The following is a 13,673-nucleotide window of genomic DNA, read 5'->3' on the forward strand; positions in this document are numbered from 1 at the left end:
AAACGATAAAACACCGGGGCCCGCCAGCGCTAGTTGCCCACCGAATCGGTCCCATTGACCTGGGCGAACAGCGTGAGATGCTTCTCCGCGCAAGCCTGTGAGACGGCTGTGTGCAGGTCCGCCAGCCGCACCGTCTCCAACTCGGCGACGGTCACCGACCCGGGCGCGGACCGGTGCCGGGCGGCCACCCGGGAGTCCCGCAACCGCTCGGCTCGCTCCAGCACGTTGCGGGCGAATCGCCCGTTCTGCATGACGTCGACGCCGTTGCTGCCGTCGGCGGCGCGGTGCTCCGACAGCGCCTGGCAGGCCAGCATCAGGGCCTGGCGGGCGGCCGGCTCGATGACGGTGGCCCGCGGCGCGCCGTAGCGGACCGCGATCTCCACCAGCTCGGCCGGGGCGTAGGAGGCAAACCGCAGCCGGCGGTTGAACCGGCCGGCCAGCCCCGGGTTGACGGTGAGGAACTCGTCGACCTCGCGCTCGTACCCGGCGCCGATGAAACAGAAGTCGAACCGGTGCACCTCCAGCGCCACCAGCAACTGATTGACGGCCTCCATGCCGATCATGTCCGGGCGGCCGTCGTGATGGCGTTCGACCAGGGAATAGAACTCGTCCATGAACAGGATCCGGCCCAGCGACCGGTCGATCAGCTCGTTGGTCTTCGGGCCGGACGCGCCGATGTGCTCGCCGCAGAAGTCGGCGCGGCGGACCTCGATGATCTCCGGATGCGCGACGATGCCGAGCCCGGCGTAGATCTTGCCGAGCGCCTCGGCGGTGGTGGTCTTGCCGGTGCCGGGCGGGCCGACCAGCAGCATGTGATTGGTCTGGCCGGCCACCGGCAGCCCGTGCGCCAGTCGCAGCGCGCGGATCTCGATCTGGTCCTCCAGTTCGGCGACCGCGCGCTTGACCTCGGCCAGGCCCACCTGGTTGTTCAGCAGCGCACGGCCCTGCTCGAGCAGTTCGGTCCGGCGCTGTTCGTCGGCGCGGCCCGCCCGGTCGGCCGGACTCTGGGCGGTGCCGGCGTCCCAGCGGTCGGTGCGGCTGTCGATGGTGGCCTCGTCGGTGACGGCCAGCTGCAGGGCCGGATCGGCCAGCGCGTCGCGGGCGGCGGGCAGCAGCGCGCCGTTGACGCAGGCCTTCGACAGCGCCACCTGGGCGCCGGGTTCGTCGCCGAGCTGGCGCAGCGCCATCCCCCGCACGTACCCGAGATCGGCGGCGATCAGCGGGAACTCGGCCGGGTCGATGCTGGCGGTCAGCACGTCCGCGCCGCCGGCGTCGGTGAGCTCGCCGCGCCGGGTGTGCACCCGGTCGGCCCAGTCCAGTGCGACGCGGGCCTGGCCGAGGTGGACGGCGGCGTGCGCGGCCATGGTGTTGGTCGCCGCGGTGACCGCGGCCATCACGATCGCCTGGGGCGGCAGCACCGCGGTCGCCTCGGCGATGACCTCCGGCCAGCGGCCGGTGGCGAACATCAGGTAGCTCATCACGTGCCGCTGCCACTGGTGGTTCTCCCAGGAGTCCAGCAGTCCCGGGTCCGCCAGCACGGTGTGCGCCCGCTCGAACTGGCCGTCGTCGATCAGGGCGCCGGCCAGCGCGATCGCCGCGTGCGAGGCCTCGGTGACGGTGATCGCCAGGTACGGGCCCGCCTTGATCCGCGCGGCCAGCCGGGCACCGATGCGGTTGGCCTCGCGGTGCAGCCGGGGGCCGCAGCGGTACACCTGTTCCAGGGTGGCCAGGTCGTCGTCGCCGGCGGCGATGCGCGCCAGCCAGGCGTCGGCCATCGCCGGGTCCAGCCGGGTCGCCTCGGTGAACTGCCGCAGCGCCTCGGCGGGATCGTGGTCCATCAGGTCCATGCCGCGGTCGAAGGGCCGGCGGGCCGCGACCACGCTGGCCCCGGCGCTCATCGGTCCGCCCCGGCGCTCATCGGTCCGCCCCGGCGAGCTCGGGTTCCGGGGCAGCCTCGGATTCGATTCTCAGATAACGGTTTTCGACGCGGAACAGATCGATCCGCACCCGGTGCACCCGGCCGGCGATACCGATGTCGACGGTGTCCGGCCCGGCCTGGGTGATGACGATATCGGCATCGGCAGCGCCGGCATCGGCGCCGTCGCCGGCGGCACCGGCGGCGGGCGATGGCCCGGTCGCCTCGATCACCGTCGGCGGCCGCGGCGCCGGGGACAGCCGGACCGCCGGTTCGGCGGGCGCCGCGGCCGACACCGCGCCGTCGACCACGCTGACGGTGGTGTCCGGGGCCGGCCGGGGGCCGTCGGTGACGGTGATACCGGGCATCTGCAGCGCGGCCCAGCGGCGCCGGTCGGCGGTGTGCACGGTGATCCGCTCCCCCGCCGCGGCCGCCCGCAGCACCAGCCGCTTGGTCAGGGCGTCGTCGGCGGCCAGCCGGATCCGGGTGGGTTCGCCCGGATCGGTGAACGGCAGCGCCAGCCGGTAGCCGTCCTGCGCGGGGCCGATCAGCACCCCGCTGGCCCCGACCGGCAGGGCCAGCGCGGCCGGTACCGGACCGGTGCGCAGCCCCCGCAGCCGCACCGTCGGGCCGCACCTAGCGGCGGCGAGCGCGTCGAGTTGCTCCCCCGGCAGGCCGGTCAGCAGCACGCTGGGCGGCGCTGGCGGCGGCTGGTTGGTGCGGGTGGTCAGCGTCGCGGACAACCGCCCGTCCGGGTAGAGCGTGACGGTCTGGATCAGGCCGTCGACCCGCAGCGTCCAGGCCTGCGCCAGGTTGGCCGCGGTGACCTCGTGCGGCCGGTATGCGTAGCTGGTGTACCAGCCGTCGTCGGCGCGCACCGACCGCCAGCGGGGGTCCCGGACGCCGCCGCCGATCCGGCGGTCCAGCTCGACGATGTCGGCGGCGCTGGCCACCCGGGCTCGGACCGCGCCCCGGCGCAGCGCCGCGCCGATGCGCTGGGCGGCGGCCACCGCCGCGACGCCGGTGGAGATCCGGTCGGCGAGCGCCCCGGCGTTGGGCAGCGCGGCGATCCGCAGGATCACCCAGGTTTCCCGGGTGCCGGCATACGGCGGGGTGCCGATCAGGGTGTCGTAGACCCGCGGGTAGTCGCCGTGGCTGCGTCGCCGCGCACCGAGGGTGACCACGCTCAGCGATTCCAGGGTCAGGCCGAGCGGTTGGTGCAGCAGCGCTGCCAGCGCGGCAACGTCGAGGGTGTCGTCGCTGTGGGCGGCCGTGCTGCCGGTGAACAGGGTCGGCCGGTGCCGCCGCCCGAGCACCGCGACGGCGGCCACCGCGGTGCCGCGCAACTCGCGCACACCGCCGCCGCAGCCGTCGTTGGCCACCGTGACCGGGTCCGGCCGGGGATGCTCGCGCCGGTGCCGCCGGTACCGCGCCAGCCAGGACCACAGCGGCCGGCCCCGCCAGGGAACCACCGCGACCGGCCCGACGAGGGCCAGCGCCGTTGCCGCACCGGCGAATCCGCCGATCGCCCAGCCGGTCAGCGCGGCGACGAACACCGCGATCAGGACCGCCAGCCGCACCGGGGCGGTCATCGGGACCGCCGGGCCCGGGCCGCCAGCGCCAGGATTCCCGCCGCGGCCGCGACCACGACCGCGAAGGTCAGTGCGGCGGTGTGCGCCCGCCGATCCGGCGGTGCCGGTGGCGCCGGTGCGGCGATCACCCGCGCCTGTGCCCCGGGCGCCTGCCGCGGACCGTCGGGCACGTCGAAGGTCAGCGCCGCCAGCGGATCGACCACGCCGTAGCCGATCTTGTTGTCCACCCCGAGCGGCGGGTTGTGTGCGGTCGCCCGGATCCGGTGGATGATCTGGTGCGCGCTGAGCCGCGGAAAGCGGGCACGCACCAGCGCCGCGACACCGCTGACGTAGGCGGCGGCGAAGCTGGTGCCCCAAAATGCCATGTTGCGATCCCCGGCCCGGCTCGGCGGGAGCGCGTTGACCGCGATGCCGGTGTGCGGAGACAGTCCCATCACCCCGACGCCCGGGGCGGCCACCGCCACCCACGGGCCGGACAGGCTGGCGCCCAGCGGCGCGCCGGTGTTGTCGACGGCACCGACCGACAACACGTAGTCGGCAAACCAGGACGGCGAGGACACCGTCTTGACCCGGCCCCAGCCGCGCGGGTCGGCGGGGTTCAGCGGATCGGCCGGCGGATTCTGCGCGCAGCCCTCCTCGCCCTCGTTGCCCGCCGCGGCGACGATGACGGCGTCCCGGACGGTGGCGGCGTACCACAGCGCCGCGCCCAGCACCCGCTGATCGAGCGGGTCGACGGCGGGCATGCAGGACGTCACGCTCAGGTTGATCACCTTTGCGCCCAGGTCGGCGGCGTGCACGACGGCGCGCGCCAGGGTCGAGAGGGTGCCCGCCTTGCGCAGCAGGTCGGTTTCGCCGGGCCGCGGCGTCACGGCGGTGAACGCCCGCGAGGTCTGCCGGATCGAGATCAGCACCGCGTGCGGGGCGACCCCGGCCACCCCGTCGGGCGCCCCGGCTGCCGGCGGCGGAACCTCAGGCAGCTCGGGTCCGGGTGCGGCGTCACCGGGCGCGTTGGCCGGCACATCGTGCGGTGCAGGCGGTGGCGGCTCCGGTGGCGGCGGCGGTGGCGCGGTGACCGTCGCGGTCTGGGTCCGGATGACGGTCACCGGGGCCGGCGGTGCGGGCGGTGCCGGCCGGTCCGGCGGCGGGGGCGCGCCGCCGGTGGCCGGGACACCCTCGGGAGCCGGGAAGGCGGGCTCCGGCGGCATCCGATCGGGCATCGGGGCGCCCTGCGGTGCGGCGCCGATGATGGACGCGATGATGGTGCCGTGGGCGTCGCAGTCCGACAGCCCGTCACCGCCCATCACGTAGTCACCGCCCGGAACCACCGGCAACCGGGGGCCGGGGTTCACCCCGGTGTCGACCACCGCGACCGGGACACCGTTGCCGGTCGAGTGCGTCCAGGCGCGGGCGATGTTGAGCATGGTGAACCCGGGGGCGGTGATGCCGACGTCCGGGTCGGCGACGGTGATCGGCCGGGCGCAGCGGTTGGCCTGACGCATCGGCTCGTCCGGACCGGGCCGGCCCGCCTCCGGCAGTTGGGTGGGGTCCACCACCGGCGGGGGGATCGCCCGTGCGGGCACCAGCCCGTAACCGGCCAGCATCAGCACCGCCGCGACGGCGGCGGCGCGCTGGGCGGTGCGGGCGGTCATCGCATCCGCACCCAGGCGAACAGGCCGCCGATCCAGGCGGCCAGCGGCAGCGCGACGACGATCGCCAGCAGTTCCAGCCATTCGGCGGTCATCCGGACCAGGGGGGTGAATCGGGTCGGCGGTACCAGCAGCGCGGCGATCAGGGTGCCCGCACCGAACCCGGTCAGGACCAGTGCGCCGCCGACCAGGGCGCCGGTCGACCCCGCCGGCGCCGCCCACACGTAGCGGGCCACCCCGGCGCACACCGCGGCCGCCGCACCGCAGATCAGCGGCACCGCCTGGCGTCGGTCGGTGAAATTGCGGGACCGCAGCACGAAGATCATCACCACCAGCCCGGCCAGCACCGCGGCGGCTCCGGCCCGGGGCCGGCCGGGCAGCAACGTCGCCCACACCGCGGGCACCAGGGTGATCGCGGCGGCCACGCAGATCCCGGTCAGCACGGCGTTGGCGCGGCGGGCGGCCGCGGCGACCGCCGCCCCGCGCGGGGTGGTGTCCGGGTTCGGGTCGGCCTCCGGTTCGGCTGCCGCGCTCTGGTCCACCGGGACGACGGCGTCCACCGGCATCCCGTCGGCCCGGTGAAACAGGTCGCGGCCGGTGACCGAACCGAAGTGCGGCGGCCGGATCCGCGCCGCCCGCAGCGCGATGGTGGGCGCCAGCGTCAACAGCACCAGCAGCGCGATCAGCGTGCACATCGCCAGCCACTGCGCGGGGATCGGCCGCCACATCCGGGCCGCGGCCAGCGCGCCGCCGAGCACGCACAGCGTCACCACCGCCGCGGCGATATCGCGATGCGCGCCGGTCAGCGCGGTCAGCGCCACGGCCAGCACCGCGGCCGCCAGCGCGACGATGAACAGGTGCGGCGCGCCGAGCCCGCCGGGCGGGGCGGTGCCTGCGCCGAGCGCCAACAGCGGGACGGCCAGCCAACCGAACCCGATCAGCAGATCCGTGCGGCGCGGCCACCAGCGCCACACCCCGGCCGCCGCGGCCGCGGCCAGCAGGCCGGCGGTGCCGACCGCGACCGCGGGGACCGGGGAGTCACCGGTCAACCGGGCACGCACCCCGGCGACCGCGAGCACCGCCGCGGCCATCGCCAGAATCGCCAGCGCACAGTGCGCGACGGTCTGCGCGGTGACCGGGGGGAACAGCGTGCGCCCGACCCGCGCCAGCCCGGTGGACAGCGATTCGTACTGCGGCTCGGCGCAATCCCCGTCGGTCGCCGTCACCAACTGCAGCGCGGTGCCGTCCTCGACGCCGAGCTCGTCGAGGGACTTGCCGGTGTCCAGCCGGATGCCGTTGACCCGCTGCAGCTCATAGCCGCTGCCGGGTGCCAGGCCGGGGCGGCCGCGGCGGCGAAGTTCGGCGTCGAGTAATTCCACCGCGTCGTCGAGGAACACCTCGATGGGCAGCGCCGCCGGATACACCTGGGAGATCAGTTGGTCGCCGCAGATCACCGCGACCGCGCAGCGCGCGGGGAATGACACCATCGGCGCACCGGGCCGGGCACCGACCGCGGCGGTCATCACGCCGTCCTGTCGGCGTCCGGGATGTAACGGTCGGCCAGCGCGGCGGTGATCTCGGTGAGCCGCAACCGGGCGGCGCCGGTGCTCTGGTGCGCGACGTCGATGATGCCGCCGGCCGCCAGATGCGGGTCATACGGCATGAATTCGACGGTGGCGCCGCACTGGCTGAAGCGTTCGGTGAGGTACCGCCGGGCACCGCGGTCGTAGCGGTCCCGGCTGTCGTTGAGCACCACCATGCTGCGCGACACCAGCTCGTGGTGGCCCAGCGCACACAGCAGGTCCACCGACCGGGTCACCGGCACCGAGCTGTCCGGGGTCAGCCCGGAGACGAAGACCAGGGTGTCGGCGGCCCGCAGCACCGACTCCATCACCGGATGCTCCAGATCGTCGGCGGTGTCGACCAGGATGACGTTGTGGGTCCGGCGCAGCCGGGACAGTGCCCCGGCGAACATCGCCGCGGTCAGCGGCCGGGCCTGGTCCGAGTTCCGGTTTCCGGCAAGCACATCCAGCCCGACGGCGTTCTGGCCCAGGTGTTCGCGGATGTCGGCGTAGCCCTGCACGTCGGTGTCGTCGAGCACCGCGGCGTAGTCACCGGGCGGGTTCTCGTCGATCCGGCCGGCCAGGGTGCCGAAACCGGGCACCGCGTCGACCGCCACCACGTTCTCCGGCCGGACACCGCGGAACACCGCGCCGATCGCCGCGGTGAGGGTGGTCTTGCCCACCCCGCCCTTGCCGGCCACCAGCGCGATGACGTACTGGCGGCGGATGTGCCGCCGGATCCGTTCGCACAGTTCCCGGTGGTGGCGTTCGGCCCGCGACTGCCCCGGGTTGACGACGTGGCAGGTGCCGGTGTGCACAACCCGCCGCCAGCCCGAGCCGGGCGGTATCTTGCGCGGCGCGACCAGGTCGGAGATCCGCACCGAGCCGGACATCGGTTCCGGTGACCGACGCGGACCCGGGTCTTCCTCGGTCTCGTCCATTTCTCACACCACCTTTCGGTAGGAATACCAGTCCTGTTCGGCGGGCAGTCGGCGCAGCAGCGCCCGGACCGCGGTGACGATCGCCGAGGTGCTTCCCGGGCCGACGATCAGCCAGCGGCGACCATCGCGGTGGACCGTTTCGGCGACCAGACGTCCGGCCGGGGTGTCGATCACGGTGACCGCGCTGTCGCCGAGCACCGCCCGGGTCGGCAGCCCGGATTCCACCCCGCTCTGCACCGCGACGATCCCGGCGTGCGCCGAACGCGCCGGATCGGCCGCCAGCAGCAGCATGCCCTGCTGCTCGGCATCGATGCCGGCGCCGGCCAGCACCGCGCGCAGCCGCGCCGAGCCGCGGACCCCGGCGATCGCCCCGGCGTCGACGGTCACCGGCCGAAGTTCGGCAGGTTGTGCTGTGCCGCAAAGCCTTTCGATCTCGACCGCGATGACCGAGGTCGCCGAGTTCTCCTCCGCCGAGGTGCCCGCCGGGCCCAGCCGGACCAGGTCGCCGTGGCGTTCCAGCACCGCCCACCAGCGGGCGAACCGGGCCAGCAGCACCCGGGTCCGGGTGCGGTCGCCGGGGCGGTGCAGATCCAGCACCAGGCCGATGTCGCGCCGGCTCAGCACCGCCAGCCATTCCCGGACCGGTTCGTCGACGGTGCCGGCCTCGTCGATCACCGCGTGCTCGCGCAGTTCGGCGGCAATCGGCCGGTCCAGCGCGTCGTCGCGGGATTCGACTCGCGGCAGATGCGGACGCAGGCCCAGTTCCGGGCCGAGCACCTCGACCCCGGTGAGCACCTGCAGAACCCACAGCCCCTCGACGGTGGTGGTCAACACCGGTTCCCCCTGGTGTTGCGGAATACGTTGTCTAGCCGAAGAATCCGGCGACGGTCTGGTCGGTGACGGTGGCGTTCTCGCACACCGTGTGCACCGCATTGCCATGCAGTCCGACCGTCTCGGCGAGATGCTTGAGCGAGCGCAGCAATTCCTGCTGGTGCAGGAAGAAGCCGTCGGCGCCGACACCCTGGAAGTCAGCGACCAGCGCATTGGTCTTACGTTCGACGTCGCTGCACAGGTCGGTCAGGCCGATGCCGTGGGTCAGGGTCTGATCCGCGGCATCCAGGATCGTCGGCAGTGCGTAGGTGATCTTGTCCATCGGTGGCTCCAGTGTTCGGGTCAGACCAGGGAGGTACCGGAGGCGTTGAGCACCTCGCGGACCTTGTTGGCGGCGTCGGCCTCGTTCTCCTCGACGAACGTGGCGGTTTTGCCGAGCGCGTCGGCGAGGAACATGCCGTGCTGGACGGCACGCTGCAGATCGGCCTCGATGGTGACCGCGGTGTTGGTCGAGGTCAGCTGGGTGAGGCCCTGGAACACCCCGGGTGCGGCGATGTTCTGGTGCGTCGAGAGGTACTGGGTGGCGACCCCGCCCGCGTTCTCCAGCGCGGCGAGAATCGCATCGCGGGCGGCCCGCAGTTGCAGGGGTGGAACGTCGAATGTCGACATTGTGGTTGATCTCCCTTGGATTTTCGCTTCCCCGATCGGGGCTCTGACGGCAAGCGTAGGCCGGATTTCCCGGTTGTCACTTCACCCTCAGCAAACAATTAGATTTGCACGTTTTCGGATCAACATAGAAGTATTAGGCCTCCTGTAATGCATCAGAAGCCCGACAATTGCGTGACCGACGATCAGCGATGTTCCGTCACAGCTACCTCACCCTCGGCGCTGTTCGGCTTCGGCGAACACCCGGACCCGGCCGACCTCGCCGCTGCCGGCGCTGCCACCGGTCGGGCGCGCCAGCATCCCGGCGCCCGAACCCACCGGTACCCCGCCGGCCGGGGCGGTGCGTGTTTCCACCGCGCCGAGCACCCCGGCGCCGCGCAGGCCGGTGGGCCGGCCGCCCGGTTCCGGCGCGAAGCCGGCGGTCGGCCGGGTGTAACTGGTCAGCCCGGCCGGCGTCGCCGCACCCGCAGCGCCGCCGAGGACCGACCCGGCTCCGGGCGCCAGCGGCAGGCCCACGCCGGGCCGCACGGCCTCGGGCACCGCCTCCACGACCGGTTCGACCGCGGCGGCCTCGCCGCGATTGCCGAACGAGCCGAACAGCCCGGTCAGCGCCTGCACCGGGCCGGTCAGTGTCTGGCCGAGCTGCATCGGCATCCCGACGACGTTCTGGGCGAGTTGGCCGACGGCCTGACCACCCTGCTGCACGCCCCCGGTGACCTGCTGCATCAGATCACCGAGCATGCCTCCGGGGCCGGCGGCACCGGACGGCCCGGCCATCCCCGCCGCGGCGCCGGATGCCTGCAGCGCCGGGGCGACGGCCCCGGTCGCGGCGGCCTCGGCCACCGCGGCACCCGCCTGCACCGGGGCGGCCGGTGAGGCCGCCAGCGGGGTGATCGGCGGCGGGATGCTCAGGGCCGGAATCAGGCCCATCAGCACCGCCGAATAACCGGTCCCCACCCCGGCGTTGTTCGGCCACATCCCGCCGAAGTATTCGAGATCCTTTTCGATGATGGCCGGTGTCAGGGTTCCGAGCGCCGGAACGTTGGCCGCGCACAAGGATTCCCACTGCACCCGGTTGCCCTGGCAGACCGCCGCCGGGATCATCGCCGAGCTGGCGCTCAGGTAGGCGTTGATCGCGCTGGCGAACACCGGCGGCTTCTCCATCAGCCAGCCGGCCAGCAGCTGCAGGGTGGTGTTGAGGGTGGTGGCCGACAGCAGTGAGCCGGCGCCGGCGAGCCCGACGAAGTCCGGGGCGAGCATCCCGGCGTTGCCGATCGACATCCCGGCCGCGGTTTCGCAGCCGGAGATCTCCATGACGTAGGTCAATGCGGCCGCCGCGGTGGTGGCGATGCCGGATCCGGCCCGCAGGACCAGGTCGTTGACCTCCGGTGGGCGGGCCGCCCAGAAATCGGCCATCAGCCGATGACGGAGCCCAGCGTCGTCACCAGGCGTCGCAGGGCCTCGGTCGTCTCAAAGGTCGCACCGGCCAATCCCTGCGCACCGGAGAACAAGCCGCGCGACGCGGTGTGCTCGGCGGCGGCGCCGAGGTAGGCCGCGCCGGCGGCATTGCAGGCCGCGGCGAACGCGACCGAGGCCGGATCGGCGCCCATTGGGGTGACGGTGATCAGGGTGGCCGTGCCGCCGGCGACGACGGCGCCGAGTTCCGCGGTGATGGCCGCCTCGACGGCGGCCGACAGCCCGACCCCGGTGGGAGACACATTCAGAAGTGGTCCGGCCATTGGATTTCCCTTCCCCCGAAGGACCCATTCGCGATCGCGGGCAGCGCCGCGTCGTTCGAGCATAGGCGTCGACGTCGAAGATTCAAAGTGACGCTTGCACAAGGAAATAACTTCTCGATCGGCGCTGGATTTCGGCCCATCATCGAGCGACAAACCGTCAATCTTCACCTCAGGTTCAGTGCGCGTGTGCCCCGACACCCGGCGCGGCGGGCAGCTCCTGCGATGCCCGCGCCAGGGCCGGTGCGGGACCGCGGCCCGCCACGGTCGGCCGCCCCGTCGTCCGCCGGGCCGGCCGGCCAACGCCACGCTGCACGCCCCGCGCAATGCGCCCCGTCATAGGGTGGCTGGGTGCTCGACTACATCCGCGATGCCGCCGAGATCTACCGTCAGTCGTTCGCGACGATCCGCGCCGAGGCCGACCTGAGCCGGTTTCCCGACGACGTGTCCCAGGTGGTGGTCCGCATGATCCACACCTGCGGGCAGGTCGACCTGCCCGAGCACATCGCCTTCACCCCCGACGTGGTGACCCGCGCGCACGCCGCCCTGGTCGCCGGCGCCCCGGTGCTGTGCGACTCCTCGATGGTCGCCGCCGGCATCACCGCGGCCCGGCTGCCCGCCGACAACGAGGTCGTCTCGCTGGTCGCCGACCCGCGATCCCCGGGCCTGGCCGCCGAGTTGGGCAGCACTCGCTCGGCCGCGGCGGTGGATCTGTGGGCCGAGCGCCTGGACGGGGCGGTGCTGGCCATCGGGAACGCACCCACCGCACTGTTCCGGCTGCTGGAACTGCTCGACGAGGGCGCCGGGGTCCCGGCGGCGGTGCTCGGCGGCCCGGTCGGCTTCGTCGGCTCCGCCCAGTCCAAGGACGCGCTGATCGAAAACCCCCGCGGGATGAGCTATCTGGTGGTGCGGGGCCGGCGCGGCGGCAGCGCGATGGCCGCGGCCGCCGTCAACGCGATCGCCAGCCGTTCCGAAGGCATCTGCGCATGACCGGCACGCTCTACGGCGTCGGGCTGGGCCCCGGCGATCCGGAACTGGTCACCGTCAAGGCCGCCCGGGTGATCGGCGCCGCGGACGTGGTGGCCTATCACAGCGCCCGCCACGGTCACAGCATCGCCCGCGGCATCGCCGAACCGTATCTGCGCGACGGGCAGCTGGAGGAGCATCTGGTCTACCCGGTCACCACCGAGACGGTGGACCATCCCGGCGGCTACGCCGGGGCGATGGAGGACTTCTACACCGCCGCGGCCGCCCGGATCGCCGCGCACCTGGACGCCGGCCGCGACGTCGCGCTGCTGGCCGAGGGCGATCCGCTGTTCTACAGCAGCTACATGCACATGCACGCGCGGCTGACCGAGCGGTTCGCCGCCGTCATCGTGCCCGGGGTGACCGCGGTCAGCGCGGCCTCGGCGGCCGTCGCGACCCCGCTGGTGACCGGCGAGGAGATCCTCACCGTGCTGCCCGGCACGCTGCCGGCCGGTGAGCTGACCCGCCGGCTTGCCGACACCGACGCCGCCGTGGTGATGAAGCTCGGCCGGTCCTTCCCGAAGGTGCGGCAGGCGCTGACCGACGCCGGCCGCATCGACGACGCGTTCTACGTGGAGCGGGCCAGCACCGGCCGGCAGCGGGTCGAACCGGCCGCCGACGTCGACGGCGACACCGTGCCGTACTTCTCGGTGGTGCTGCTGCCGGGCGCACAGCGCCCGCGCACCGGGCCCGGCGCGGTGGTGGTCGTCGGGCTGGGGCCCGGTGATCCGCAGTGGCTGACCCCGCAGAGCCGACGTGCACTCGAGGCGGCCACCGATCTGATCGGCTACGGGCCCTACCTGGATCGGGTACCCGCCCGAGCCGGCCAAACCCGGCATCCCTCCGACAACACCGATGAGCCCGAGCGGGCCCGGCTGGCCTGCGCGCTGGCCGCCGAGGGCCGCACCGTCGCCGTGGTGTCCTCCGGGGACCCGGGGGTGTTCGCGATGGCCACCGCGGTGCTGGAGGAGGCGGTGAACTGGCCCGACGTCGACGTGCGGGTGCTGCCGGCGATGACGGCCGCCAATGCGGTGGCCAGCCGGGCCGGCGCCCCGCTCGGGCACGACTACGCCGTCATCTCGCTGTCGGACCGGCTCAAGCCGTGGGACGTCATCGCCGACCGGCTCGCGGCCGCGGCGGCCGCGGATCTGGTGCTGGCCATCTACAACCCGGCGTCGAAGTCACGGACCTGGCAGGTCGCCGCGATGCGGGAACTGCTGCTGGAGCACCGAAGCCCCACCACCCCGGTGGTGCTGGGCCGCGACGTGGGCGGCCCCACCGAGCGGGTGCGGGTCGTCGGCCTCGGCGAGCTGGACCCGACCGAGGTGGACATGCGAACCCTGCTGATCATCGGGTCCTCGCAGACCGTCCGGGACGGCGACCGGGTCTTCACCCCGCGGCGCTATCCGGGAGGAGTTGAGTAGTTTTGCCCACCCCGGCGCGGGTGACTATTTCTGGCATGGAAACTCCGCAGCCGTTGCTCCGCACCACCTACGCCTATTTCGTTCAGTCCGCGCTCGCCTTCGGGGTGTCATTCGGCGCGATGGCCATCGGCATCACGTTCCTGCCGATTTCGGTCTGGCAGCGTGGCTTCCTCGCTGTCTGCGGCCTGTTCATGGTCACCAGTTGCTTCAATCTGGCCAAGGTCATCCGCGACCAACATGAGGCGCAACTGATCCGCAACCGGGTGGACGAGGCGCGCATCGAGCAGATGTATGTCGACCACAACCCGCTCAAGGGTGTCGGCTGAGGAACCGC

At 73.2% G+C, this 13,673-nt stretch carries 13 protein-coding genes; 3 read left to right on the plus strand and 10 right to left on the minus strand.

From position 1 onward, the window contains the following. Nucleotides 1-29: 29 nt before the first annotated feature. The 10 genes from eccA to G6N10_RS05675 all read right to left on the minus strand — a co-directional run bounded on the left by eccA (nucleotide 30) and on the right by G6N10_RS05675 (nucleotide 10,892). Nucleotides 30-1,898 (minus strand): type VII secretion AAA-ATPase EccA, encoded by a 1,869-nt coding sequence (eccA, locus tag G6N10_RS05630; RefSeq protein ID WP_109750435.1) that lies wholly within the window; start codon nucleotides 1,896-1,898, stop codon nucleotides 30-32. Nucleotides 1,899-1,914: 16 nt separating this feature from the next. Continuing rightward, nucleotides 1,915-3,507: a type VII secretion protein EccE gene (gene eccE, locus G6N10_RS05635; RefSeq protein WP_085093944.1), complete on the minus strand. Its 1,593-nt coding sequence runs from the start codon at nucleotides 3,505-3,507 to the stop codon at nucleotides 1,915-1,917. Next, nucleotides 3,504-5,156: a S8 family serine peptidase gene (locus G6N10_RS05640; RefSeq protein WP_085093942.1), complete on the minus strand. Its 1,653-nt coding sequence runs from the start codon at nucleotides 5,154-5,156 to the stop codon at nucleotides 3,504-3,506. The genes eccE and G6N10_RS05640 overlap by 4 nt, the downstream gene beginning before the upstream one ends. Next, nucleotides 5,153-6,676: a type VII secretion integral membrane protein EccD gene (eccD, locus tag G6N10_RS05645; protein WP_109750434.1), complete on the minus strand. Its 1,524-nt coding sequence runs from the start codon at nucleotides 6,674-6,676 to the stop codon at nucleotides 5,153-5,155. Before eccD ends, G6N10_RS05640 begins: the two co-directional genes overlap by 4 nt. Continuing rightward, nucleotides 6,676-7,656, minus strand: coding sequence for a MinD/ParA family ATP-binding protein (locus G6N10_RS05650; RefSeq protein WP_109750433.1), 981 nt, complete (start codon nucleotides 7,654-7,656; stop codon nucleotides 6,676-6,678). Before G6N10_RS05650 ends, eccD begins: the two co-directional genes overlap by 1 nt. Nucleotides 7,657-7,659: 3 nt before the next feature. After that, nucleotides 7,660-8,490: an ESX secretion-associated protein EspG gene (locus G6N10_RS05655; protein ID WP_085093940.1), complete on the minus strand. Its 831-nt coding sequence runs from the start codon at nucleotides 8,488-8,490 to the stop codon at nucleotides 7,660-7,662. Between the two features lie 31 nt (nucleotides 8,491-8,521). After that, nucleotides 8,522-8,809: a WXG100 family type VII secretion target gene (locus G6N10_RS05660; RefSeq protein ID WP_179962818.1), complete on the minus strand. Its 288-nt coding sequence runs from the start codon at nucleotides 8,807-8,809 to the stop codon at nucleotides 8,522-8,524. 20 nt (nucleotides 8,810-8,829) lie between these two features. Beyond that, on the minus strand, nucleotides 8,830-9,156 hold the full coding sequence (locus G6N10_RS05665; RefSeq protein WP_085093938.1) for a hypothetical protein: 327 nt from the start codon (nucleotides 9,154-9,156) through the stop codon (nucleotides 8,830-8,832). A 207-nt stretch (nucleotides 9,157-9,363) separates the two neighbouring features. Further along, nucleotides 9,364-10,569: a PPE domain-containing protein gene (locus G6N10_RS05670; RefSeq protein WP_085093936.1), complete on the minus strand. Its 1,206-nt coding sequence runs from the start codon at nucleotides 10,567-10,569 to the stop codon at nucleotides 9,364-9,366. Continuing rightward, nucleotides 10,569-10,892 carry a PE domain-containing protein gene (locus tag G6N10_RS05675; RefSeq protein WP_085093934.1) on the minus strand — a complete coding sequence of 108 codons (324 nt, stop codon included), beginning with the start codon at nucleotides 10,890-10,892 and terminating at the stop codon, nucleotides 10,569-10,571. Before G6N10_RS05675 ends, G6N10_RS05670 begins: the two co-directional genes overlap by 1 nt. A 348-nt stretch (nucleotides 10,893-11,240) precedes the next feature. Between G6N10_RS05675 and G6N10_RS05680 the strand changes: the two genes are divergently transcribed. From G6N10_RS05680 to G6N10_RS05690, 3 genes are read left to right on the plus strand one after another with little or no spacing between them, the layout of a single operon-like run. Beyond that, the gene (locus G6N10_RS05680; RefSeq protein WP_085093932.1) at nucleotides 11,241-11,879 is read left to right on the plus strand and encodes a precorrin-8X methylmutase; all 639 of its coding nucleotides are present in this window, start codon (nucleotides 11,241-11,243) and stop codon (nucleotides 11,877-11,879) included. Beyond that, complete coding sequence (locus G6N10_RS05685; protein WP_085093930.1) at nucleotides 11,876-13,339, plus strand: precorrin-2 C(20)-methyltransferase; 1,464 nt, start codon at nucleotides 11,876-11,878, stop codon at nucleotides 13,337-13,339. Before G6N10_RS05680 ends, G6N10_RS05685 begins: the two co-directional genes overlap by 4 nt. A gap of 35 nt (nucleotides 13,340-13,374) precedes the next feature. Further along, nucleotides 13,375-13,665 (plus strand): YiaA/YiaB family inner membrane protein, encoded by a 291-nt coding sequence (locus G6N10_RS05690; RefSeq protein WP_085093928.1) that lies wholly within the window; start codon nucleotides 13,375-13,377, stop codon nucleotides 13,663-13,665. The last annotated feature ends 8 nt before the right edge of the window (nucleotides 13,666-13,673 follow it).

Source organism: Mycolicibacterium fallax, from assembly GCF_010726955.1.
GTDB lineage: Bacteria > Actinomycetota > Actinomycetes > Mycobacteriales > Mycobacteriaceae > Mycobacterium > Mycobacterium fallax.

What these genes read in the sequence shown, in the direction of transcription:
- eccA (WP_109750435.1), bottom strand. Translation starts at nt 1,898, where the DNA reads ATGAGCGCCGGGGCCAGCGTGGTCGCGGCCCGCCGGCCCTTCGACCGC.
- eccE (WP_085093944.1), bottom strand. Translation starts at nt 3,507, where the DNA reads ATGACCGCCCCGGTGCGGCTGGCGGTCCTGATCGCGGTGTTCGTCGCC.
- G6N10_RS05640 (WP_085093942.1), bottom strand. Translation starts at nt 5,156, where the DNA reads ATGACCGCCCGCACCGCCCAGCGCGCCGCCGCCGTCGCGGCGGTGCTG.
- eccD (WP_109750434.1), bottom strand. Translation starts at nt 6,676, where the DNA reads ATGACCGCCGCGGTCGGTGCCCGGCCCGGTGCGCCGATGGTGTCATTC.
- G6N10_RS05650 (WP_109750433.1), bottom strand. Translation starts at nt 7,656, where the DNA reads ATGGACGAGACCGAGGAAGACCCGGGTCCGCGTCGGTCACCGGAACCG.
- G6N10_RS05660 (WP_179962818.1), bottom strand. Translation starts at nt 8,809, where the DNA reads ATGGACAAGATCACCTACGCACTGCCGACGATCCTGGATGCCGCGGAT.
- G6N10_RS05665 (WP_085093938.1), bottom strand. Translation starts at nt 9,156, where the DNA reads ATGTCGACATTCGACGTTCCACCCCTGCAACTGCGGGCCGCCCGCGAT.
- G6N10_RS05670 (WP_085093936.1), bottom strand. Translation starts at nt 10,569, where the DNA reads ATGGCCGATTTCTGGGCGGCCCGCCCACCGGAGGTCAACGACCTGGTC.
- G6N10_RS05675 (WP_085093934.1), bottom strand. Translation starts at nt 10,892, where the DNA reads ATGGCCGGACCACTTCTGAATGTGTCTCCCACCGGGGTCGGGCTGTCG.
- G6N10_RS05685 (WP_085093930.1), top strand. Translation starts at nt 11,876, where the DNA reads ATGACCGGCACGCTCTACGGCGTCGGGCTGGGCCCCGGCGATCCGGAA.
- G6N10_RS05690 (WP_085093928.1), top strand. Translation starts at nt 13,375, where the DNA reads ATGGAAACTCCGCAGCCGTTGCTCCGCACCACCTACGCCTATTTCGTT.